Source organism: Vibrio sp. OPT46 (genome assembly GCF_015163535.1).
Lineage (GTDB): Bacteria > Pseudomonadota > Gammaproteobacteria > Enterobacterales > Vibrionaceae > Vibrio > Vibrio alginolyticus.
Genome location: NZ_JADDYG010000559.1, coordinates 33,467 through 56,690, shown reverse-complemented (window position 1 = coordinate 56,690; position 23,224 = coordinate 33,467). Strand labels below are relative to the sequence as shown.

Here is a 23,224-nt window from a genome sequence, read left to right as displayed (position 1 = left end):
ATTTGGTGTGAAACGGCTACGCCATGTTTGGAAGAAGCACGTAAGTTTGCAGAAGCAATTCACGCTGAATACCCAGATCAATTGTTGGCGTACAACTGTTCGCCGTCCTTCAACTGGGAGAAAAACCTAGATGCAGAAACTATTGCTAAGTTCCAACAAGAGCTTGCAGACATGGGCTACAAGTACCAATTCATCACGCTAGCAGGCATTCACAACATGTGGTTCAACATGTTTGAACTGGCACACGCTTACGCTCAAGGTGAAGGTATGCGTCATTATGTTGAGAAAGTTCAGCGTCCTGAATTCCAAGCAGCTGAAAAAGGCTATACGTTTGTTGCGCACCAACAAGAAGTAGGTACAGGTTACTTCGATAGAATGACCAATACTATCCAAGGTGGTAACTCTTCAGTGACAGCATTGACAGGTTCGACCGAAGAAGACCAATTCTAATTGGCAGAGAAACACTTCCTTAATCAGCGTCAGTAATGGCATTTTGAGCGGCAACCCTGCCGCTCTTTTTTCGTTTAACCGGTGTAAAAACGAAACTTACAACAAAGAGAATACGCTTGCGTACTACTCTTCCTGCTCGATTTCTTCAGGTTCCACTTCTTCTTGCAGTTCCAATAAGTTAATCGCAATGGTCACAAAGTCACTGTCAGTAATGATGCCGACCAATCGACCTTTGGTGACAACAGGTAGACAGCCAACTTTATGCTTTTGCATATAGATAGCGCTCTCTTTGAGCCCCGCGATAGGCTCTGCCGTCATGATGTTGGTGTGCATCATTTCGTAGAGCGGTGTGTCTAAAGTAAAAGATTGTTCAGCCTCATCTGGGTGCAAGCTCGATTCTTGAGCAGCAAGAATGTCGCGTTGAGTCACCAAGCCTTGTAAGTGGTTATTGGCATCAACAACCGGAATGTGTCGAATATCAAGCGCATCCATCATGCTTTTTGCATCACGCAAGGTGTGCGTGCGCAGTAAGGTATGAGGATTACGAGTCATCATGTCTTCAACCTTGATCATAGAGACCTCCAGCGGCATTGTCCTTCTCTTAAATATAGAGAATATTTTTCTGTATATCTGGGAGCTAACTCGTTTTTCATCAATTAAATAGCACAATGCTGATGGGCTGCGTAATCTGTGTTTTATTGGTGTTTTTATTAATTTGAATAAGTCGGTTTGTGTGCGAGTCAGTTGGCATTTTTAGTTGATATTGAATGTGTTCCCAAGGTAATCCAATGAATTGAATCGCACATTTTTATTCGCTGGATTTTCCAAGATTCTTCTCTCGAAGAAGATACGTCCAGGCTTACCAAATTGAAGACAGCAACCTAGATGAAACGAACAACGTGTAACAAACTTATTGCGCTGGCAGTGGCGGCATTCAGTGTGCCATCAACACAGGCGATTGTGTTAGGAGATGAACAAACCGATCCTGTTGACCGCGTTACTTTGCGAGCTAGTAATATGGCAGAGTTTCCGCTGTGTGGTGGAACGATGCTGACAGAGCAATGGGTACTGACTGCGGCGCACTGTGTGGTGATGGGACAAGGAACCAATGAAGCAACCTACTATGTGACCCCGCCGGGTGAGCTGTCGGTGAATGCGAATGTGTATGAACTTAATTCTGCAGGGCTTGATAACTTCTATCCGGTGTCTCACGTTGTGGTTCATCCGGATTACACTCGGATTTCAAAAGCTGAGACCGACAGTAATGGCAACGTGAAACCTATCCAAACCGGTTTAGATTCAGACATCGCGTTGCTGTATCTCACGCGCCCAGTGGCAAACGCGAGCTTTGCTGACCTAGTGAGTAAAGTTGACATGGAGAGTATCGAAGCACGTTTGGTGGCGGATTGGAATGATAATTACCTGACCAATCAACGTGTCGAAAATGTGCAAGTGTTTGGATGGGGGACTACTCAGCCGGATGCTTCTGAACCTTCTAATACGCTCAAAACCACCATTAGCACATTTTTACCCATCGACAAATGTTATGAGCGTTTAGAAATTGGCAGCAGTTTTCCGGGGATCATTGATTCAAGAGACAACCAAACCAAAATTTGTACGCTACCAACACAAAACCATGTATTGGAGCCAGATAGCCATACTCAATATGGCAACTCTGCATGTAAAGGTGACAGTGGTGGCCCGTTGGTCGATGTGGCGACCGGCAAACAAATTGGTATTGTTAGTGGCGGCCCCCTTATTCTACCAACGTGTGGCTCTTTGACGATCCCAAGTTTCTACACCAAGGTGAGCCACTATTACGACTGGGTACAGTCTTACATCACTGCCGATGCGCCACCAAGTCGTTACATCATTGCGCCGAATTTTATCAAAAGTGCTAACAATGAAAGTGGTGACAATAAAGAGTGTCACGATGGCATTGCGACCAATAACTGTGATTTCAAAGGCTCAGATGATGAAGGTGGCAGTCTAGGGTTTTGGTTATTGGGTTTATTCGTGCCGTTATTCTTGTGGCGAAAGCGTGAGGTTTGATAGGGCGATTGGAATGCCAAACTAATAAGCAGCGGTATACGCTGCTTTGCTTTTTTCATGTTCTCTCTTTTGGGCTCAAATTAAAAATAGTGCCAAGTAATCGAGGCTTTTCACGTTTTATTACACTCTTCACCATGGCTTTTACTGCTATATTCTGGTGATTTGCTTGCTATTGCAGCATGTAAACATATACTAGTCTGCTGCGAAAAACTCGTCGCAATTTTATCGTCGCCTAGACGTGATTTGACCAATAGATAAGACAAGTAACATGCAAGTATCAGATTTCCATTTCGACCTTCCAGATGAACTCATCGCTCGCTACCCTCAACCAGAGCGTACCGCTAGCCGACTGCTGCAAATGGACGGCAATACCGGAGAGCTCATTGATGGCACATTTACTGATGTATTGGGCCAAGTTCAACCCGGTGACTTAGTGGTGTTTAATAATACACGTGTTATTCCTGCTCGTCTTTTTGGCCGCAAGGAATCGGGCGGTAAATTAGAAGTGCTAGTGGAGCGCATGTTGGATGAGAAAAGCATCCTCGCGCACGTTCGTTGCTCTAAATCACCAAAACCAGGTACAACCATTATTGTTGGCGAGAATGATGAATATTCAGCAGAAATGGTTGCACGCCATGATGCTTTATTTGAACTGAAATTTAGTTCTGATAAGACGGTACTAGAAATTCTGGAAGAAATCGGCCATATGCCGCTTCCTCCTTACATCGACCGTCCAGACGAAGATGCAGATAAAGAGCGTTACCAAACGGTATATAATCAAAAGCCAGGTGCGGTTGCGGCACCGACGGCGGGCCTTCACTTTGATGATGTTCTCTTGGAGAAAATCAAAGCGAAAGGTGCAGAGTTTGCTTACGTTACTTTGCACGTTGGGGCGGGTACATTCCAGCCAGTAAAAGTGGAAAATATCAACGATCACCACATGCATGCCGAGTACGTAGAAGTACCACAAGAAGTCGTCGACGCAATTAAAGCGACGAAAGCGCGTGGCGGACGAATTATTGCTGTTGGTACCACATCTGTGCGTTCACTTGAAAGTGCAGCGCAAGACGCATTGCAAAAAGGGACTGAGCTGGCCCCATTCTTTGGCGATACTGAAATCTTTATTTTCCCTGGTTACGAATATCAGCTAGTGGATTGCTTGATCACAAACTTCCACTTGCCTGAATCAACACTGATCATGTTGGTGAGTGCATTTGCTGGATACGAGAACACCATGAATGCTTACAAACATGCGGTGGAAAACAAATACCGTTTCTTCTCGTATGGCGATTCAATGTTCATCAAGAAGAAAACGGCGTAGTTAAAAATAGATTTACGAGTGCTAGCAGTAAGCTAGGAAATAAAGCATCCATTGCTTTGTCTCTCGCAAGGAAAAGCGACCGCTCCTTAAAGTAGGGTAGAGCCCTAAACACTCAGTCAGACTGTTTCTCTGACACCCGGAGGCATCGTGAAATTAAAATTCGATCTTAAGAAGAAAAACGGCAATGCACGTCGTGGTCAACTGACTTTCGAACGCGGCACTGTTCAAACTCCTGCGTTCATGCCAGTAGGTACTTACGGTACCGTTAAAGGTATGACACCAGAAGAAGTAAAAGGTACTGGTGCAGAAATTCTGCTAGGTAATACGTTCCACCTGTGGCTACGTCCTGGTCAAGAAGTGATGAAAATGCACGGTGACCTGCACGATTTTATGAACTGGCACGGTCCTATTCTTACTGATTCAGGCGGCTTCCAAGTATTCAGCCTTGGTAAGATGCGTACGATCACTGAAGAGGGTGTTCACTTTCGTAACCCAGTAAACGGTGACAAGATTTTCATGGACGCAGAAAAGTCGATGGAAATTCAAAAAGACCTGGGCTCTGACATCGTTATGATTTTTGACGAGTGTACGCCTTACCCAGCGACACACGATGAAGCGAAGAAATCGATGGAAATGTCATTACGCTGGGCACAGCGTTCACGTGACCACTTCGAGAAGCTAGAAAACCCGAACAACCTATTTGGTATTGTCCAAGGTGGTGTTTACGAAGATTTACGTGATGTGTCGGTAAAAGGTCTAACGGAAATCGGTTTTGACGGTTACGCGGTTGGTGGTTTGGCAGTAGGTGAGCCTAAAGAAGACATGCACCGTATTCTTGAGCATACTTGTCCTCAACTTCCTGAAGACAAACCTCGCTACTTGATGGGCGTAGGTAAGCCAGAAGACTTGGTTGAAGGTGTTCGTCGTGGTATCGACATGTTTGACTGTGTAATGCCAACGCGTAACGCACGTAATGGTCACTTATTTGTGACTGGTGGTGTGATCAAGATCCGTAATGCGAAACATAAAACGGATACAACACCATTGGATCCGCATTGTGACTGTTACACTTGTCAAAACTACAGCAAGTCGTACCTTCACCATTTAGAGCGTTGTAATGAAATCTTAGGCGCTCGCTTGAATACAATCCATAACCTGCGTTACTACCAGCGTCTGATGGAAAGCATTCGTAAAGCAATTGATGAAGATCGCTTCGATGAATTTGTTACTGAGTTCTATGAGCGTCGTGGCCGTGAAGTGCCACCACTAGCAAAAGAGCAGTAATTGAAAAACTAAAAGAATTAAAGCCTTTGGCATGTCGCCAGAGGCTTTTGCTAATAAAGTAGGCTAACGCACGTTATTTTTGAGAGAGCGATCTCTATTAGTTACTCTCAGACTTGAATCTAAAATGCGAAAGCCCAATTTGTTTGATTATCAATAAAATATAATGAGGATGTTTTAATGTTTATTTCTCAGGCTCACGCAGCAGCAGAAGGCGCGCCAGCAGGCGGTGGTTTTGAAATGCTAATCATGCTTGGCATGTTCGCAGTGATCTTTTACTTCATGATTTACCGCCCACAAGCGAAACGCGTAAAAGAACACAAAAACCTAATGGCTTCTATGGGCAAAGGCGACGAAGTTTTAACTAGCGGTGGCCTAGTGGGTAAAATCACTAAGATTGCTGAAGACAATGACTACATTTCAATTGAGCTTAACGCGAACAATGAAGTAGTAATCAAGAAAGACTTCATCACTGCAGTGCTACCAAAAGGTACGCTTAAGTCTCTATAAAACAGCTAAAGGATCCTCGCTGTGCTAAACCGTTATCCATTATGGAAGTACTTGATGGTGCTTTTTGCCATCATCACCGCTGCGTTATACGCACTTCCAAATATCTACGGTGAAGATCCGGCTATTCAAGTTACAGGGGCGCGTGGCGCCTCTGTAGATATGTCAACGCTGGATGCTGTCACTACTGCTCTTAACAAAGAGCAACTTTCTCATAAATCCATTGCTCTCGAAGATGGATCAATTCTTGTTCGTTTTAACGACACTGACACACAAATCAGTGCTCGTGATGTCATCAGCGAAGCGCTAGGCAAAGACACAATTGTTGCACTTAACCTTGCACCTTCTACACCCGATTGGCTAGAAGCGATTGGCGCGTCACCATTGAAGCTAGGTCTTGACCTTCGCGGTGGTGTTCACTTCTTAATGGAAGTGGATATGGATGCAGCGATGGAAAAGCTTGTTGGTCAACAAGAAGAAGCTTTCCGTAGCGAACTTCGTGACGCCAAGATTCGTTACCGTGCAATCCGCCCTTCTGGAAAAGAAGCGGTAGAAGTGTTGTTGCGTAACGAAGAGCAATTAGCAGAAGCGAAAGCAACGCTAGAAAAGAATCACCCGGACATGATTTTTGTCGATTCTGATTCAAATGGCCGTTACGCTCTTACTGCAACCTTTACTGAGCAACGTTTACAAGAGATCCGTAACTATGCTGTTGAGCAAAACATTACGATTTTACGTAATCGTGTCAACGAACTAGGTGTTGCGGAACCATTGGTTCAACGTCAAGGTGCTAGTCGCATTGTAGTTGAACTGCCTGGTGTTCAAGACACTGCTCGTGCAAAAGAAATTCTCGGAGCTACGGCAACGCTTGAATTCCGTGAAGTTGATGATAAAGCTGACCTATCGGCAGCGGCAAATGGTCGTGCGCCAGCAGGTAGTGAAATCAAGATGGACCGTGATGGTCGCCCAGTTGTGCTTAAGAAGCGCGTTATTCTTGGCGGTCAAAGCATCACAGATGCAAGCTCAAGTGTTGATGAATATGGTCGTCCACAAGTTAACATCTCGCTAGACAGCGAAGGTGGTAATAAGATGTCTGCGTTCTCTAAGAAGAACATTGGTAAGCTAATGGCTACCGTGTTTGCAGAATACAAAGACAGTGGCCGTCGTACGCCTGAAGGCAAAGTTATTCTGGATAAGCATGAAGAAGTCATCAACCAAGCAACGATTCAATCGGCTCTTGGTCGTAACTTCCGTATCACAGGTATCGACTCTGCTGCAGAAGCACACAACCTAGCACTTTTACTACGTGCTGGTGCACTGATTGCACCTATCTCTATCGTTGAAGAACGTACCATTGGTCCATCAATGGGCCAGCAAAACATCGATATGGGTATCCAAGCATGTATCTGGGGTATGGTTGCCGTAATGCTATTTACCCTGCTTTACTACCGCGGCTTTGGTTTGATTGCAAACATTGCTCTAATGGCAAACTTAGTGCTTATCATTGGTGTTATGTCGATGATTCCAGGCGCTACCATGACGCTTCCGGGGATAGCCGGTATCGTGTTAACAGTCGGTATGGCAGTTGATGCGAACGTACTGATCTTCGAGCGTATCCGTGAAGAAATTCGTGATGGACGTAGTCCACAACAAGCGATTCACCAAGGTTACGCGAATGCATTCAGCACGATTGCTGATGCGAACATCACAACACTAATTACTGCAATCATTCTATTTGCGGTCGGTACAGGTGCGGTGAAAGGTTTCGCAGTTACTCTATCTATCGGTATCTTAACTTCAATGTTCACCGCCATTATTGGTACACGTTGTATCGTGAACCTGATCTACGGTGGCAAACGCGTTGATAAATTGTCGATCTAAGGCTGGGAATTAATATGTTTCAAATTCTAAAAGCAGAGAAGACGATCGGCTTTATGCGTTGGTCGAAAGTAGCATTCGTTTTTTCAATTATAATGATTGCTGCTTCTATCTTCACTTTGTCAACCAAGTGGCTTAATTGGGGTCTAGATTTCACTGGCGGTACTCTTATCGAGGTCGGTTTTGAACAGCCAGCAAACCTTGAAGAGATTCGTGCAGCACTAGATTCAAAAGGCTTTGGCGATGCGACAGTACAAAACTTCGGTAGTGCTCGTGAAGTCATGGTTCGTCTTCGTCCACGTGATGACGTTTCTGGTGAAACGCTAGGTAACCAAATCATTGGTGCTATCAAAGATGGTACTGGCGAAAGCGTAGAAATGCGTCGTATTGAGTTCGTAGGTCCCAACGTTGGTGATGAGCTAACAGAAGCTGGTGGTCTAGCGATCTTGGTATCGCTGATCTGTATTCTGCTTTATGTATCGATGCGATTTGAATGGCGTCTAGCGGCTGGTGCGGTAATGGCATTGGCTCACGATATAATTATCACGCTAGGTGTCTTCTCGTTTCTACAAATTGAAGTTGACCTGACTATCGTAGCTGCGCTACTGACGGTTGTGGGCTACTCACTCAACGATACCATCGTTGTATTTGACCGGATTCGTGAAAACTTCCGTAAGATGCGTAAGGGTGAACCTTCAGACATTATGGACGCCTCAATCACTCAAACGTTGAGCCGTACATTGATTACATCTGGTACGACGTTGTTCGTGGTAATTGCACTGTTCATGCAGGGTGGTGCTATGATTCACGGCTTTGCAACCGCACTTTTACTCGGTATCACTGTAGGTACTTACTCTTCTATCTACGTAGCATCAGCACTGGCTCTAAAACTGGGTATCCAGAAAGAGCACTTGATGCCACCTCAAGTAGAAAAAGAGGGTGCAGAGTTCGACGAAATGCCATAAGGCAGATTGAGAACCGAAAACAAAAACCGCTGAACAATCAGCGGTTTTTTTATGCCTGATAGATTTGAAAGTTTCATTTTTTTTTGAGGTACTTCCAGCTTGAATTGTAGTTTTTTGATTGAGTTGAATATCGGAAGTATGTTCAACAATTTCGGGAGGAAATAATGTCAAGGCAAGCTGAAATAAAAGTACAGTTACTGAAGTTTGTAGAGATTTCTTACAAGCACAATAAAGGTGTTACCACCAAGCTAGTTACTGGAGGGAAAAGGTTCAAGTTAGCAGTTGATGAGTCAGGTAAAGTAACTTTATCTGGTGAGCTTGGATTTACTAAGTTTGAAGTTTCAAAAGAAATGGTTGAAGAGCTGGGCATAAAATTAAAAGCCGTTTCTGTTACTTTTAAAACTACTCGTGATGGTGTTTTGACATACAGTGGGAGTGTTTCTCTTTTTGGTGTTGTTTCCTTTGGAGTTACTGGGCAGGTAAATGTCCGTGAGCTTTTAGAGCAGTGCGAGTGGGGGCTTTGTAAGTACAGATTTAAGCCGAGTAAAATTGATCAAGCGCTCCGTGAAGCTGGGGTTTAGTTGGTTATGCTAAATAGAATTCTACCTATTCCGGTTTTACTAAGTGTTTCAACGCCCTGCATCGCAAGTCCACTCCACGATACTTACCTTGATATACGTAATAATTTATACAAGATGCAGTATATAGAGGTGGTAGAAGCTATGGCAGGACCAAATCTATCGATTGAAGAGCTGAACAGTATTAAGTCTCACCCAATAAAATTTGGTCATCAATTTCCATTTTTATCATCTATCCCATCAAGTTTGGTTACAGAGCTGTCTTACTTTGAAGAGTACAGTGAGGATGGAGGAGTTGGATGTCTTTCTGTAAACGGCTTTGGTGATGTATACCAGCCAGTCACGGTTTCGCTGCAGTTTTTAATGAAGGAACAAATATGGAAGGTTAAGCACGTAAAAATAGACCACTTATCTGACTACGACCGTTTCTACAAACAGGCTGATTGTTCGAAATAAAAAAGCCCCGCTCAATGAGCGGGGCTTTCTAAAGTCATCAGCGTGACGGGCTATATATGACTTTCAAATCTTACTTAAGGATCGCGCTGTTACCGTTTTCGCGGATGTGCTTAAGGATAGATTTTACGCCACGAGCGCTTGAAGCAACGATGTTACCAGACTTCATGTAGTCAGTGCCGCCAGCAAAGTCTGTTAGGATTGCGCCAGCTTCACGAGCAATAAGCTCACCTGCTGCCATATCCCAAGGTTTTAGGCCTAGCTCGAAGTAACCATCAACACGGCCAGCAGCCACGTAACAAAGGTCAAGAGCAGCAGAGCCGCTACGACGGAAATCAGCACATTCAGTGAATAGCGCACCAACGATCTTGATGTAAGACTCAGCGTGTTGTTTCTGCTTGAATGGGAAGCCTGTTGCTAGAACAGTACCTTGAAGGTCTTTTAGTTGAGCAACACGAATACGTGCACTGTTTAGTTGAGCGCCGGCACCGCGTTGTGCAGTGAATAGCTCGTTTTGCATTGGATCGTAAACACAAGCAACTTCAGTTTTGCCCTTAATACGAACAGCGATAGAAACCGCGAAAGTTGGGTAACCTTTTACAAAGTTAGTGGTGCCATCCAGTGGGTCGATGATCCATTGTACGTCTTTATCTTTACCTTCGATAAGACCTTGTTCTTCAGCAACGATACAGTGCTCAGGGTAAGACTGCTTGATAGTATCGATGATGATGTATTCTGCTTCTTTGTCTACGTTAGTGACAAAGTCATTAGTGCCTTTAAGAGTAGATTCTACTTTATCAGTGTTTTCTAATGATTTAGCAATATGATTGCCTGCCTTTCGCGCAGCGCGAATAGCAATGTTTAGCATTGGATGCATACGAATTTCCCAACGGATGTTAAAGAACAAATGAAAGCGGCGGCGAGTATACCAGAGATAATCAAAAAGGGAAGTGGTTATTTTTTACTCTAATTGCGGCCGACTGAGTGTACAGATCATACTGCGGACGAGAACAATAACCAAGAATGAGAAGAGAGGTCTGCTTGCCTCTAGGGTGTCTTAAAAAACTATGATAACATTCTGCGGTTTTAATTTAGGTAGCAAACACAGATGTTGGATCAAGTAAAAATTGTACTCGTAGGTACCTCTCATTCAGGCAATATTGGCTCAGCAGCTCGAGCAATGAAAGTGATGGGTTTAAACCAACTAGTATTAGTCGATCCACAATGTGAAGTGGATGAACAAACTCTTGCTTTAGCTGCGGGTGCTGGTGATATTGCTCAAAATGCAAAGATTGTCGGCACATTAGAAGAAGCGGTTGAAGATTGTGGCCTTGTTGTGGGTTCTAGCGCCCGCTCTCGTACATTAGAATGGCCAATGCTCGAGCCACGTGAATGCGGTGAGAAATTTGCAGTTGAAGGCCGAAAGCATCCGGTTGCGCTCGTGTTTGGCCGAGAAAGAACTGGTTTGACAAACGAAGAGCTACAAAAGTGCCACTACCATGTTTGTATTCCCGCTAATCCTGAGTACAGCTCGCTTAACCTAGCGATGGCTGTACAAACTCTCAGTTACGAAGTGCGAGTTGCACACTTGAACTTAGAGCAAAGCCAGTTTTCCCCAAATGAATCGGAAGAATACCCGCGTCATCGAGAACTCGAATTGTTCTTCGAGCATCTTGAAAAGGTGATGGTTGAGACCCAGTTTATTAACAAAGAGCAACCTGGACAGGTGATGAATAAGTTGCGCCGTTTGTTCTCTCGTGCTCGACCAGAAACCCAAGAACTTAATATTCTACGAGGCGTTTTGACTTCGATAGAAAAGAAGTTCTGAGTGAATAATAACCACTTTAGATGTAAGGATGAATACCTGAGTAAAATGGTCAAATAAATACTTGACCAAATTACTCAGGTATGGAAAAATCTTAACCATTACAAACCATGTGGATACGGTGTGGTATGAAACTTACATCTAAAGGAAGATATGCGGTGACAGCCATGCTGGATGTGGCACTGCATTCGCAACAAAACCCTGTACCTCTGGCTGATATTTCAGAGCGTCAAGGGATCTCGCTCTCTTACTTAGAGCAGCTATTTTCAAAATTGCGTAAAGCAGGTCTCGTTGCCAGCGTTCGTGGTCCTGGTGGTGGTTACCGACTTGGTGCCGACGCTCACAGTATCGCTATTGGTACCGTGATTGCTGCCGTTGATGAGTCAGTAGATGCAACCAAATGCCAAGGTAAAGGAGATTGCCAAGGTGGAACACGTTGCCTTACTCACACGCTGTGGCGTGACCTAAGCTCTCGCATTAGTGACTTTTTGAATAACATCACTCTTGGTGAGTTGATGACAGACAATGAAGTACTCGAAATTTCTGATCGTCAGGACATTGATCTGGCGGTAACCCATGGGCTATCAAACAAAAATACAACCGCCGCGCCCATCGGTGTAAACGTCCGCTCTTAGCGGTCAGCTTTTTACATTGGAGTAGAGAATGAAACTGCCGATTTATCTTGATTATTCCGCTACATGTCCAGTTGATCCACGTGTTGCTGAAAAAATGGTTCAGTACATGACAATGGATGGCACATTTGGCAACCCAGCGTCACGTTCGCACCGTTACGGCTGGCAGGCAGAAGAAGCGGTCGATACTGCTCGTGAGCAAATTGCTGACCTTCTAAATGCAGATCCTCGCGAAATCGTATTTACATCTGGTGCGACAGAATCAGACAACCTTGCGATTAAAGGTGCAGCGCACTTTTACTCGAAGAAAGGCAAGCACGTAATCACTTGTAAAACAGAGCACAAAGCCGTTCTTGACCCATGTCGTCAACTTGAGCGTGAAGGCTTTGAAGTGACTTACCTTGAGCCAGAATCAAATGGCTTGATCGATCTAGAGAAGCTTAGAGCAGCCATGCGTGATGACACCGTGCTTGTGTCTATTATGCATGTAAACAACGAGATTGGTGTGGTTCAAGACATTACAGCGATCGGCGAACTGTGCCGTGAGCGTAAAATTGTTTTCCACGTGGACGCTGCGCAATCTGCAGGTAAATTACCAATCGACGTTCAAGAGATGAAAGTTGATCTAATTTCACTTTCTGCTCACAAAGTTTACGGTCCTAAAGGTATCGGTGCACTTTACGTACGTCGTAAGCCTCGTATTCGTCTTGAAGCGCAAATGCACGGTGGCGGTCATGAGCGTGGTTTCCGCTCTGGTACACTACCTACTCACCAAATCGTAGGCATGGGTGAAGCATTCCGCATTGCAAAAGAAGACATGCAAAAAGATTACGATCATGCTTTAGCGCTTCGTAACCGTCTTTTTGATGGCGTGAAAGACTTAGAAGCAGTGACGGTAAACGGTGACTTTGAGCAGCGTGTACCACACAACCTAAACATCAGTTTCGCATTCGTAGAAGGTGAATCACTACTAATGTCGCTTAAAGATCTAGCGGTATCTTCTGGTAGTGCTTGTACGTCTGCAAGCCTTGAGCCTTCTTACGTTCTTCGTGCCCTAGGCATGGATGACGAATTGGCTCACAGCTCGGTTCGTTTCTCGTTTGGTCGTTTCACGACTGAAGAAGAAATTGATTACGCAATTGAACAAATCCGCGTTGCAGTGACTAAGCTACGCGACATGTCTCCTCTATGGGATATGTACAAAGAAGGGATTGATTTGAGCACTGTTGAATGGGCTCACCATTAATCTCAGGGATTGAAATAGAGGATTCGAGGTAATTTATCATGGCATACAGCGAAAAAGTAATTGATCACTACGAGAACCCACGTAACGTTGGTTCATTCGATAAAGAAGATCCATCAGTAGGTAGCGGCATGGTTGGCGCTCCTGCGTGTGGTGACGTAATGAAGCTTCAAATCAAAGTGACACCTGAAGGTATCATCGAAGATGCGAAGTTCAAAACATACGGTTGTGGTAGTGCAATCGCATCAAGCTCACTAGTAACTGAGTGGGTAAAAGGTAAGTCAGTTGATGAAGCGGCAGCAATTAAAAACTCTGAGATTGCTGAAGAGCTAGAGCTTCCACCAGTGAAAGTTCACTGTTCTATTCTTGCTGAAGATGCAATCAAAGCAGCGGTTGCTGACTACAAGAAAAAACACCAAGAATAATTATTCCGTAATATAATGGGAGCTTTGACGCTCCCATTCCAATCGAAATTTAGACAGACTAAGGTGCAGTATGGCCATCACAATGACAGAATCAGCGGCAAGTCGCGTAAGAGCATTCCTAGATAACCGAGGCAAAGGTATCGGTTTACGTCTTGGAGTGAAGACGACTGGCTGTTCCGGCATGGCATACGTACTTGAGTTTGTTGATGAGCTCAATGAAGAAGACGAAGTATTTGAACTCTCTGGAGTGAAAATTATCATCGATCAAAAGAGCTTAGTGTACCTAGATGGTACTGAATTGGATTACGTGAAAGAAGGGTTGAATGAAGGTTTTGAATTCAACAACCCTAACGCGAAAAGTGAATGTGGTTGTGGTGAAAGCTTCAACGTCTAATTGATTGTCCTTCTGGGCAAACGAGTCCGGAAGGCTTTACTAGGACCCGAACTTAATGAATCACTTTGAATTATTTGGGCTACCAAGTCAGTTTAAGCTGGATGGTAGCCTTCTTTCTTCTCAGTTCCGAGAACTACAAAAACGCTTCCACCCGGATAACTTTGCAACGGGCTCAGAACGTGACCGTTTGATGGCGGTGCAAAAGGCGGCGCAAATCAACGATGCCTATCAAGTTCTGAAAAATCCTATTTCTCGCGCCGAGTATATCCTCGCAGAGCAAGGTGTTGAGATCCGAGGTGAACAGCAAACAATGCAAGATCCGATGTTCTTAATGGAGCAAATGGAACTGCGCGAAGAACTGGAAGAGATTGCTGACAAGTCCGATCCTGAATCGGCGCTTTTTGACTTCGACTCTAAGGTCAGCAAAATGTACAAACAGCATCTGGCAAGCGTCGAGCAAGAGCTTGATGATGGTCTATGGACTGAAGCCGCAGACCGAGTTCGTAAGCTAAAATTCATTGCCAAACTAAAGAACGAAATTGAGCTAGTCGAAGACAAACTCCTCGGCTAGTAAGCGTGACAAGGACCTATCATGGCACTACTTCAAATCGCAGAACCGGGCCAAAGCTCGGCACCTCATGAGCATAAGTTAGCAGCGGGTATCGACTTAGGTACTACCAACTCTTTGGTTGCTTCTGTACGTAGCGGCGATGCAACTCCACTTGCGGACGAGCAGGGCCGTACTATTTTACCTTCAGTCGTTAATTACGCTGAGGAAACGTTAACGGTCGGCCACGAAGCCAAAGCCAAAGCAGAGTTTGAACCAGAGAACACGATTATCTCTGTAAAACGTTTGATCGGTCGTTCATTAAAGGACATTCAGTCCCGTTACTCTTCACTTCCTTATCGTTTTAAAGAGAGTGAAAACGGCCTGCCAATTCTGCAAACACCTCAAGGTGACAAAAACCCGATTGAAGTATCTGCGGACATCCTAAAAGTATTGGGTAAGCGAGCTGAAGATACGTTAGGTGGTGAGTTAGCTGGTGTAGTTATTACCGTTCCTGCTTACTTTGATGACGCGCAACGTGCAGGTACAAAAGATGCGGCGAAATTAGCTGGTCTTCATGTTCTCCGTCTACTTAACGAACCAACCGCTGCGGCAATTGCTTATGGCCTAGACTCTGGTCAAGAAGGTGTGATTGCGGTTTACGATCTAGGTGGCGGTACTTTTGATATCTCTATCCTACGTTTATCGAAAGGCGTATTTGAAGTATTAGCAACAGGTGGCGATTCTGCATTAGGCGGTGACGACTTCGACCATCTATTTGCCGATTATTTAATGGAGCAAGCGGGTCTAGAAGCGCCGCTTTCTGCAGAAAAGAACCGTATACTGTTGAACATTGCTACTGAAGCTAAGATTGCTTTCTCTGAGCAAGACAGTGTTGACGTTGACGTTTTTGGCTGGAAAGGCACCGTGACTCGCGAGCAGTTCGAAGATCTGATTCGTCCGCTAGTGAAGAAAACACTGATGTCTTGTCGTCGCGCATTAAAAGATGCGGATGTCGACGCAGATAAAGTACTCGAGGTCGTCATGGTTGGCGGCTCAACCCGTACATTGTTGGTTCGTGAAATGGTAGGCGAGTTTTTTGGTCGCACACCTCTGACAAGCATTAACCCAGATGAAGTTGTTGCAATCGGTGCGGGTATTCAAGCTGATATCCTAGCGGGTAACAAACCTGACTCTGAAATGTTGCTTCTTGATGTGATTCCACTGTCGCTCGGTATTGAAACCATGGGTGGTTTGGTCGAGAAGATCATCCCCCGCAACACTACGATTCCCGTTGCGCGTGCGCAAGAATTTACCACATTCAAAGATGGCCAAACGGCGATGAGTGTTCATGTGGTACAAGGTGAACGTGAAATGGTTGATGACTGTCGTTCACTTGCTCGCTTCTCGTTAAAAGGTATTCCTCCGATGGCAGCGGGTGCGGCACATATTCGCGTGACTTACCAAGTTGACGCTGATGGCCTTCTTTCTGTTACGGCAATGGAGAAGAGCACTGGTGTTCAATCAGAGATTCAAGTAAAACCTTCTTACGGCTTAAGTGACAATGAAGTGGCGGATATGTTGCGTGATTCAATGACGCACGCAAAAGAAGACATGCAAGCTCGTGCCTTAGCTGAGCAGCGTGTTGAAGCCGACCGAGTGATAGAAGGTTTGATTGCAGCGATGCAAGCTGATGGTGATGACTTACTATCAGAACAAGAGAAACAAAACTTGATTAAAGCCATCGAAGCCTTGATTGAGCTGCGTAATGGTGATGATGCAGATGCGATAGAGCAGGGCATTAAAGATACCGATAAAGCGAGCCAAGATTTCGCATCACGCCGTATGGATAAATCGATTCGAGCTGCGTTGTCAGGTCAATCAGTAGACGATATATAAGAGATAAGTAGTTATGCCTAAGATTATTGTATTACCACACGACGATTTGTGCCCAGAAGGTGCAGTGTTGGAAGCAAACTCTGGTGACACCGTTCTAGACGTAGCGCTAAAAAACGGTATCGGTATTGAACATGCGTGTGAGAAGTCATGTGCGTGTACTACCTGCCACGTAATCATCCGTGAAGGTTTTGATTCACTCGAAGAAAGTGAAGAACTAGAAGACGACATGCTAGATAAAGCGTGGGGTCTAGAGCCTGAGTCACGCCTAGGGTGTCAGGCGAGAATTGCTGATGAAGACTTGGTGGTAGAAATTCCTAAATACACACTAAACCACGCTTCAGAAGATCACTAAAACTATCTTCCCAATATAGGGAAGAAGCAAAAGGAAGATGAGCAATGAAATGGACAGATTCTCGCGATATCGCGATTGAACTTTGTGACAAGTTTCCAGATGTCGATCCAAAAACAGTGCGTTTTACCGATCTTCATCAATGGATCATGGAGTTAGATGAGTTTGACGATGAGCCAAACCGTTCTAATGAAAAGATTCTAGAAGCCGTTATCATGTGCTGGATGGACGAAGCAGACTAAGTCTGTAAAACACAGCCTAGTTAACAATTCTTACTAAAAAAAGCGGACCTTTAGGTCCGTTTTTTTATCCAATTGACATTTTTGCCCTACATAATGCTAACATCCGTGAGTTATTAAAAAGAAGCAGCGTAGGCAACGCTGCTATAAGACAAGGAGAAACCATGTCTACACAGATGTCTGTATTTTTAAGTCAAGAGTCGGCAGCACCACATTGGGGTGAAAAAGCACTGCTTTCATTCGCTGAAAACGGCGCAACTATTCACTTAGGTGAAGGTCATGATCTCGGCGCAATTCAACGTGCAGCTCGTCAGCTAGATGGCCAAGGAATTCGTTCTATTTTTCTTTCTGGTGATAACTGGGATCTAGAGAGCGTATGGGCTTTCCACCAAGGGTTCCGTAACCCTAAAAAACATGGCTCAGTTGAGTGGGCAGCATTGTCTGATGAAGAGCAAGCAGAGCTTCAAGCTCGTATTACTTCGACTGATTTTACCCGCGATATTATCAACAAAACGGCAGAAGAAGTTGCTCCTCGTCAGCTAGCGACAATGGCTGCTGAATTCATCAAATCTGTTGCGCCGAAAGGCACGGTGACAGCTCGTATCGTCAAAGACAAAGACTTGTTGGCAGAAGGTTGGGAAGGTATTTACGCAGTAGGCCGTGGTTCTGAGCGTACTTCTGCGATGCTTCAGTTAGACTACAACCCAACTGGTGACGAAAACGCACCTGTATTCGCATGTCTTGTGGGTAAAGGCATCACCTTTGATTCCGGTGGTTACAGCTTGAAGCCTTCTACCTTCATGAGTGCAATGAAAGCAGATATGGGTGGCTCGGGTACTATAACTGGTGGCCTAGGATTAGCTATCTTGCGCGGTTTAAACAAGCGCGTAAAACTGATCTTGTGTTGTGCTGAGAACATGGTTTCTGGCCGTGCCCTTAAGCTTGGCGACATCATCACTTACAAAAACGGCAAAACCGTTGAGATTATGAATACCGACGCGGAAGGTCGCTTGGTGCTTGCAGACGGTCTTATCTACGCCAGTGAGCAAAAGCCTGAGTTAATCATTGACTGCGCGACGCTAACAGGCGCAGCGAAGAATGCGTTAGGTAACGATTACCATGCGCTAATGAGCTTTGATGATGAGCTATCGCATCAAGCGCTTACGGCGGCAAACCAGGAAAAAGAAGGCTTGTGGCCGCTACCACTTGCTGATTTCCATCGAGAAATGCTGCCATCTAATTTTGCCGATTTATCGAATATCAGCTCTGGTGATTATTCTCCGGGTGCAAGTACTGCAGCTGCATTCTTGTCTTACTTCGTTGAGGACTACAAAAAAGGCTGGTTACATTTCGACTGTGCGGGTACGTATCGTAAAGCCGCTTCTGATAAATGGGCTGCGGGAGCAACGGGTATGGGTGTTCGTACACTTGCTCGTTTCCTCAATGAGCAAGCTGGAAAATAAGATTGATTGCAGCACTCTCTTGTTTGAGTGCTGCTCTTACCCAGTAAGTCACTTTAAAAGCACAACTATTATTACAAGTACAGAAAGGAAATTTTATGGCTCTAGAAAGAACATTTTCAATCATTAAGCCTGATGCTGTAGAGCGAAACCTAATTGGTGAAATCTACAATCGTATTGAAAAGGCTGGCCTACGTATCATCGCTGCCAAAATGGTTCACCTGACAGAAGATCAGGCAAGCGGCTTTTATGCAGAGCATGAAGGTAAAGAGTTTTTCCCTCCTCTAAAAGAGTTCATGACATCTGGTCCTATTATGGTTCAGGTATTGGAAGGCGAAAATGCGATTGCACGTTACCGCGAGCTAATGGGTAAAACCAACCCAGAGGACGCGGCATGTGGCACTTTGCGTGCTGATTACGCACTCAGCATGCGTCACAATTCAGTTCATGGTTCAGATAGCCCTGAGTCTGCCGCTCGTGAAATTGAGTTTTTCTTCCCTGAATCAGAAGTTTTCACTCGCTAACTCGTTCATGCATCACTTTTGCGTGATGATCTAGTTCGTAATAACCTCGGAATTGTCCGAGGTTTTTTATTCCGCGTTCTCCATTTCACCTGCGAGTTCATTCGTAATTATTCGCGAAGATGTTGGCTAATCTGAGCATCTTACAGGGGTGAAAGCTTAGTTACGTGTGTTTGTTCTCACTGTTTTCTCTGTACCACTTCTACGCTTTTGTTGTCGGTTGTCTAATCATTATTCTCACCGTAAATTCTGATTAAAATTTAATCGTTTTTATTTTAATGCCTTAGCAAACTCAGGGTCTTACACCCCTTGTTGTAGCTGCATAAAGGCTGTACAATTCGCGCCCTTATTCTTGTTTCAGTCATTGAGAGGCAACATGACCACTGAAAAAATCAATCTACTCGACTTTGATCGCAAAGGCATGCGTCAGTTTTTCGCGGAAGAACTTGGCGAGAAAGCGTTTCGTGCCGATCAGGTTATGAAGTGGATCTACCATTTCGGTGTAGATGACTTCGAAAAAATGACAAACATCAACAAGAAGCTGCGCGAAAAGCTTTTACACAAGTGTGAAATTAAAGCACCAACTGTAGCAGAAGCTCAGCATTCTTCAGACGGCACGATCAAGTGGGCAATGAAGGTTGGTGATCAGGATGTAGAAACGGTTTACATTCCAGAAGATGATCGCGCAACGCTTTGTGTATCTTCTCAAGTAGGTTGTGCATTGGAATGTAAGTTCTGCTCAACAGCACAGCAGGGCTTTAACCGTAACTTGAAAGTTTCAGAGATCATCGGTCAGGTGTGGCGTGCTGCACGTGAAATTGGTCTTGAGAAAGAAACAGGCCGTCGCCCAATTACGAACGTCGTGATGATGGGCATGGGTGAGCCGCTTCTTAATATGAAGAACTTGATTCCTGCATTGGAGTTAATGCTGGATGACCTTGGCTTTGGTTTGTCGAAGCGTCGCGTAACCGTATCAACATCAGGTGTCGTTTCTGGTCTTGATCAGATGACGGGCAAAATCGACGTTGCGTTAGCGATCTCTCTTCATGCGCCAAACGATAAGCTGCGTAGTGAAATCATGCCAATTAACGATCGTTGGGATATTCAAGATTTCCTAGCATCCGTTCGTCGTTACATTGCTTCATCGAATGCAAACCGTGGCAAGGTAACAGTCGAGTACGTGTTGCTTGATCATGTGAACGATGACATGGACCATGCTCGTGAACTGGCTGAATTGATGAAAGACACACCATGTAAGATTAACTTGATTCCGTTTAACCCGTACCCAGGTTCACCTTACAAGAAACCAAGTAACTCACGTATTGATCGCTTCCAAAAAACATTGATGCAATACGAGCACACAGTTACGGTTCGTAAAACACGTGGTGATGACATTGATGCCGCATGTGGTCAGTTGGTCGGTGATGTAATTGACCGAACTAAACGTACGGCAATGCTGAAAGCGTCACGCGGTGCCGATACCATTGAAGTGAAAGCTGTATAAACGACCGGAATTCAAAAATAGCCAGAGCCATTCGCTCTGGCTATTTTGTTTATTGTTTAGGACATTTTCGCCAAGATTTGGGACTATTACTCTTCAACCTAAGGTTATTTGGGTATAATTTCGAATTCCTTTGTCAAAGTTTGGACAAAAGCTTGAGCTATCTGTTAGTTTGAGTGTAAAGAGTTTTTGTCTTCGTTGCGCATTCGCTTATCATGATATGTAACACTAACGATGACACCGATAATTCTCAGCACTTTCTCACATACGTTTTGCTGATTTTTGCAAAACGGGTATTCGCACTCAGATCGCTGAGAGTTTCTTAAAATTATTATTTTTGGTTAACGCGTTTTGGCTAGCTATCTTTAAAGAGGCTTAAGAACAATAACGAAAATACATGACCACGTTAGCCACTAAAACAGATTAAATACCGCCATTATGACAGAACACGAAAATACGAATGAAGTGCCACTCTCTATTGAAGCTGGCACATTACTGAAAAACAAACGTGAATCCTTGGGAATGAGCCAAAAGCAAGTTGCCGACCGCCTGAGGCTTCGCATTTCTGTGATTGAAGATATTGAAAATAACCGATTTGAATCTCAACAAGTCGCGACATTTACGCGTGGTTACTTACGCTCTTACGCTAAATTCGTAGGTCTTGATGAGAAGGTGGTTTTGACGGCGTTAGAGCAGACTGCCGATGCTCAGCCTCAAGAGCAAGAAATTGAAATGCAAAGCTTCTCTCGTAAAACAAAAGACGAGAAGCACAATAGCCGTATTATGCTCCTTACTTGGGTTATCGGGCTAGTCATTATTGGCATTTCAGCTGCATGGTGGTGGCAAAACCAACAAGAGAATAGCCTAACTAAGGAAGTAACGGATTCAAGTGTTGAAGCGCCGCAGCCCACTGCTCAAGAATTAGCTGATATCGATTTGATGACGGCTGAAGAGTTAATCGCAAGCACTCCTGAAGAAGTTGCTTCAACTAATGAAGGTGTTGCTGAATTGACTGAAGCACCCGTTGAGCAAGGGGCGGATCCTTTGCTGACTGAAACTGAAAATACAACAAGCGTAGATTCTGAAGAACCTGTTGCCGTGATTGAAGCGGCGGAAGAGGAACAGCCTGCGCCAGTAGTACCTGAAGGCATGACACTTCTTACTATGAAGTTTAAAGCGGACTGTTGGATTCAAGTAAAAGACACCAATGGTAAAACGCTGGTAAGTGGTACTCATAAGCCAGGACAAGATGTAGAACTTACCGGAAAAGCGCCATTTAAAGTGATATTGGGCGCACCGGAAGGGGTTACAATGACATTTGCAAGTGAACCTGTCGACCTTTCTGGGTATACTTCAGGCAAAGTAGCTAGATTCACTCTACCGTTATAAAAAATTATGCAACACGAATCTCCAATTATTCGTCGTAAATCGACGCGTATTTATGTGGGTGATGTGCCAATTGGTGATGGTGCGCCAATTGCAGTACAGTCAATGACTAACACTCGCACGACTGACGTAGAAGCGACAGTCGCTCAAATCCGAGCACTAGAAAAAGTCGGCGCAGATATCGTTCGAGTTTCTGTACCTACGATGGACGCAGCAGAAGCTTTCAAACTGATTAAACAGCAAGTTTCTGTACCATTAGTGGCTGATATTCATTTCGACTATCGTATCGCGCTGAAAGTTGCGGAGTACGGAGTTGACTGTTTACGTATCAACCCAGGTAACATCGGCAATGAAGAGCGCATTCGCGCTGTTGTTGATTGCGCTCGCGATAAAAACATCCCGATCCGTATTGGTGTCAATGGTGGATCTTTGGAAAAAGATCTACAGATGAAATACGGTGAGCCTACGCCAGAAGCCTTGGTTGAGTCGGCGATGCGTCACGTAGATCATCTCGATCGTCTTAACTTTGACCAATTTAAAGTTAGCGTGAAAGCTTCAGACGTTTTTCTTGCGGTGGATTCATATCGTCTGCTGGCGAAGAAAATCGATCAGCCTCTTCATTTAGGTATCACAGAGGCGGGTGGTGCTCGAGCTGGCGCTGTTAAGTCATCTGTTGGCTTAGGTATGCTGTTATCTGAAGGGATAGGCGATACGCTGCGTATCTCTTTGGCTGCCGATCCAGTTGAAGAAATCAAAGTCGGTTTTGACATCCTTAAATCTCTGCGCATTCGCTCTCGAGGCATCAACTTTATTGCGTGCCCAAGCTGCTCACGCCAAGAATTCGATGTGATTGGTACGGTGAATGCACTGGAGCAACGTTTAGAAGACATCATCACGCCAATGGATGTGTCTATCATCGGTTGTGTGGTAAACGGCCCTGGTGAAGCAGAAGTTTCTCACTTAGGTCTAGCAGGTAGTAACAAGAAGAGCGCATTCTACGAAGATGGTAAACGCCAGAAAGAGCGCTTTGATAACGATGACCTTGTGAATAAGCTAGAAGCTAAGATCCGTGCGAAAGCAGCTATGATGAATGGCGAAAACCGCATCGAAGTTAAAGTACAAGATTAATCTCAACGAGAATTACGGTAAGTATTGTGGCAAAAACAATTCAAGCAATTCGAGGCATGAACGATTGCCTCCCAACTCAGTCGCCACTGTGGCAAAAATTAGAAAACACAGTGAAAAATGTAATTAGCGCATACGGTTATAACGAAGTGCGCATGCCAATCGTTGAAGAAACAAACCTATTCAGCCGCGC

At 44.7% G+C, this 23,224-nt stretch carries 24 protein-coding genes and 2 pseudogenes; 24 read left to right on the top strand and 2 right to left on the bottom strand.

The window, feature by feature from the left end; genetic code table 11:
• Positions 1-450 (top strand): annotated as a pseudogene (locus IQR33_RS22605) (isocitrate lyase); the annotation flags it as partial.
• 123 nt (positions 451-573) lie between these two features.
• Here IQR33_RS22605 and IQR33_RS22600 read toward each other — a convergent pair.
• Positions 574-1,023 carry a CBS domain-containing protein gene (locus IQR33_RS22600; RefSeq protein ID WP_017820562.1) on the bottom strand — a complete coding sequence of 150 codons (450 nt, stop codon included), beginning with the start codon at positions 1,021-1,023 and terminating at the stop codon, positions 574-576.
• A 312-nt stretch (positions 1,024-1,335) separates the two neighbouring features.
• On the opposite strand from IQR33_RS22600, the gene IQR33_RS22595 reads away from it, so the two are divergent.
• From IQR33_RS22595 to IQR33_RS22560, 8 genes are all read left to right on the top strand, one after another.
• Positions 1,336-2,502, top strand: coding sequence for a trypsin-like serine protease (locus IQR33_RS22595; protein WP_054729192.1), 1,167 nt, complete (start codon positions 1,336-1,338; stop codon positions 2,500-2,502).
• 268 nt (positions 2,503-2,770) lie between these two features.
• Positions 2,771-3,823 (top strand): tRNA preQ1(34) S-adenosylmethionine ribosyltransferase-isomerase QueA, encoded by a 1,053-nt coding sequence (gene queA / locus IQR33_RS22590; protein ID WP_025768859.1) that lies wholly within the window; start codon positions 2,771-2,773, stop codon positions 3,821-3,823.
• A 147-nt stretch (positions 3,824-3,970) separates the two neighbouring features.
• Positions 3,971-5,107 carry a tRNA guanosine(34) transglycosylase Tgt gene (gene tgt, locus IQR33_RS22585; RefSeq protein WP_005381727.1) on the top strand — a complete coding sequence of 379 codons (1,137 nt, stop codon included), beginning with the start codon at positions 3,971-3,973 and terminating at the stop codon, positions 5,105-5,107.
• 177 nt (positions 5,108-5,284) lie between these two features.
• A complete protein-coding gene (gene yajC, locus IQR33_RS22580) occupies positions 5,285-5,614 on the top strand; it encodes a preprotein translocase subunit YajC (protein ID WP_005381725.1) in 330 nt (109 codons plus the stop codon).
• 21 nt (positions 5,615-5,635) lie between these two features.
• Positions 5,636-7,492: a protein translocase subunit SecD gene (gene secD, locus IQR33_RS22575; RefSeq protein WP_005381724.1), complete on the top strand. Its 1,857-nt coding sequence runs from the start codon at positions 5,636-5,638 to the stop codon at positions 7,490-7,492.
• A gap of 14 nt (positions 7,493-7,506) precedes the next feature.
• A complete protein-coding gene (secF, locus tag IQR33_RS22570) occupies positions 7,507-8,454 on the top strand; it encodes a protein translocase subunit SecF (protein ID WP_005383689.1) in 948 nt (315 codons plus the stop codon).
• Positions 8,455-8,618: 164 nt separating this feature from the next.
• The gene (locus tag IQR33_RS22565) at positions 8,619-9,035 is read left to right on the top strand and encodes a hypothetical protein (protein WP_017633921.1); all 417 of its coding nucleotides are present in this window, start codon (positions 8,619-8,621) and stop codon (positions 9,033-9,035) included.
• Between the two features lie 141 nt (positions 9,036-9,176).
• A complete protein-coding gene (locus IQR33_RS22560) occupies positions 9,177-9,488 on the top strand; it encodes a hypothetical protein (protein ID WP_017633920.1) in 312 nt (103 codons plus the stop codon).
• A gap of 70 nt (positions 9,489-9,558) precedes the next feature.
• On the opposite strand, the gene suhB is transcribed toward IQR33_RS22560, so the two are convergent.
• Positions 9,559-10,362, bottom strand: coding sequence for an inositol-1-monophosphatase (gene suhB / locus IQR33_RS22555; RefSeq protein WP_005381722.1), 804 nt, complete (start codon positions 10,360-10,362; stop codon positions 9,559-9,561).
• A 231-nt stretch (positions 10,363-10,593) separates the two neighbouring features.
• On the opposite strand from suhB, the gene trmJ reads away from it, so the two are divergent.
• The 15 genes and pseudogenes from trmJ to IQR33_RS34040 form a co-directional block, all read left to right on the top strand.
• Entirely contained in the window at positions 10,594-11,313 is a 720-nt protein-coding gene (gene trmJ / locus IQR33_RS22550; protein WP_017633919.1) for a tRNA (cytosine(32)/uridine(32)-2'-O)-methyltransferase TrmJ, read from the top strand.
• A 125-nt stretch (positions 11,314-11,438) separates the two neighbouring features.
• Positions 11,439-11,945: a Fe-S cluster assembly transcriptional regulator IscR gene (gene iscR, locus IQR33_RS22545; RefSeq protein WP_005381720.1), complete on the top strand. Its 507-nt coding sequence runs from the start codon at positions 11,439-11,441 to the stop codon at positions 11,943-11,945.
• 28 nt (positions 11,946-11,973) lie between these two features.
• On the top strand, positions 11,974-13,188 hold the full coding sequence (locus tag IQR33_RS22540; protein ID WP_005381719.1) for an IscS subfamily cysteine desulfurase: 1,215 nt from the start codon (positions 11,974-11,976) through the stop codon (positions 13,186-13,188).
• Between the two features lie 38 nt (positions 13,189-13,226).
• Positions 13,227-13,610, top strand: a complete 384-nt coding sequence (iscU, locus tag IQR33_RS22535) for a Fe-S cluster assembly scaffold IscU (RefSeq protein WP_005381718.1) — start codon at positions 13,227-13,229, stop codon at positions 13,608-13,610.
• Positions 13,611-13,680: 70 nt separating this feature from the next.
• Complete coding sequence (gene iscA / locus IQR33_RS22530) at positions 13,681-14,004, top strand: iron-sulfur cluster assembly protein IscA (protein WP_005381717.1); 324 nt, start codon at positions 13,681-13,683, stop codon at positions 14,002-14,004.
• A 55-nt stretch (positions 14,005-14,059) separates the two neighbouring features.
• Complete coding sequence (hscB, locus tag IQR33_RS22525; protein WP_005381716.1) at positions 14,060-14,575, top strand: co-chaperone HscB; 516 nt, start codon at positions 14,060-14,062, stop codon at positions 14,573-14,575.
• A gap of 21 nt (positions 14,576-14,596) precedes the next feature.
• Positions 14,597-16,450: a Fe-S protein assembly chaperone HscA gene (gene hscA, locus IQR33_RS22520; RefSeq protein ID WP_017633916.1), complete on the top strand. Its 1,854-nt coding sequence runs from the start codon at positions 14,597-14,599 to the stop codon at positions 16,448-16,450.
• 13 nt (positions 16,451-16,463) lie between these two features.
• Positions 16,464-16,802: an ISC system 2Fe-2S type ferredoxin gene (gene fdx / locus IQR33_RS22515; protein WP_005381713.1), complete on the top strand. Its 339-nt coding sequence runs from the start codon at positions 16,464-16,466 to the stop codon at positions 16,800-16,802.
• Between the two features lie 44 nt (positions 16,803-16,846).
• Complete coding sequence (iscX, locus tag IQR33_RS22510; protein ID WP_005381711.1) at positions 16,847-17,041, top strand: Fe-S cluster assembly protein IscX; 195 nt, start codon at positions 16,847-16,849, stop codon at positions 17,039-17,041.
• 161 nt (positions 17,042-17,202) lie between these two features.
• Positions 17,203-18,501, top strand: coding sequence for an aminopeptidase PepB (gene pepB, locus IQR33_RS22505; protein WP_017633915.1), 1,299 nt, complete (start codon positions 17,203-17,205; stop codon positions 18,499-18,501).
• 95 nt (positions 18,502-18,596) lie between these two features.
• Positions 18,597-19,022, top strand: coding sequence for a nucleoside-diphosphate kinase (gene ndk / locus IQR33_RS22500; protein WP_017633914.1), 426 nt, complete (start codon positions 18,597-18,599; stop codon positions 19,020-19,022).
• Between the two features lie 373 nt (positions 19,023-19,395).
• A complete protein-coding gene (locus tag IQR33_RS22495) occupies positions 19,396-20,523 on the top strand; it encodes a bifunctional tRNA (adenosine(37)-C2)-methyltransferase TrmG/ribosomal RNA large subunit methyltransferase RlmN (protein ID WP_017633913.1) in 1,128 nt (375 codons plus the stop codon).
• A 435-nt stretch (positions 20,524-20,958) separates the two neighbouring features.
• Positions 20,959-21,909, top strand: coding sequence for a cytoskeleton protein RodZ (rodZ, locus tag IQR33_RS22490; protein WP_005383707.1), 951 nt, complete (start codon positions 20,959-20,961; stop codon positions 21,907-21,909).
• 6 nt (positions 21,910-21,915) lie between these two features.
• The gene (gene ispG, locus IQR33_RS22485) at positions 21,916-23,034 is read left to right on the top strand and encodes a flavodoxin-dependent (E)-4-hydroxy-3-methylbut-2-enyl-diphosphate synthase (RefSeq protein ID WP_005381699.1); all 1,119 of its coding nucleotides are present in this window, start codon (positions 21,916-21,918) and stop codon (positions 23,032-23,034) included.
• A gap of 26 nt (positions 23,035-23,060) precedes the next feature.
• Positions 23,061-23,224, top strand: a pseudogene (locus tag IQR33_RS34040) (histidine--tRNA ligase); the annotation flags it as partial.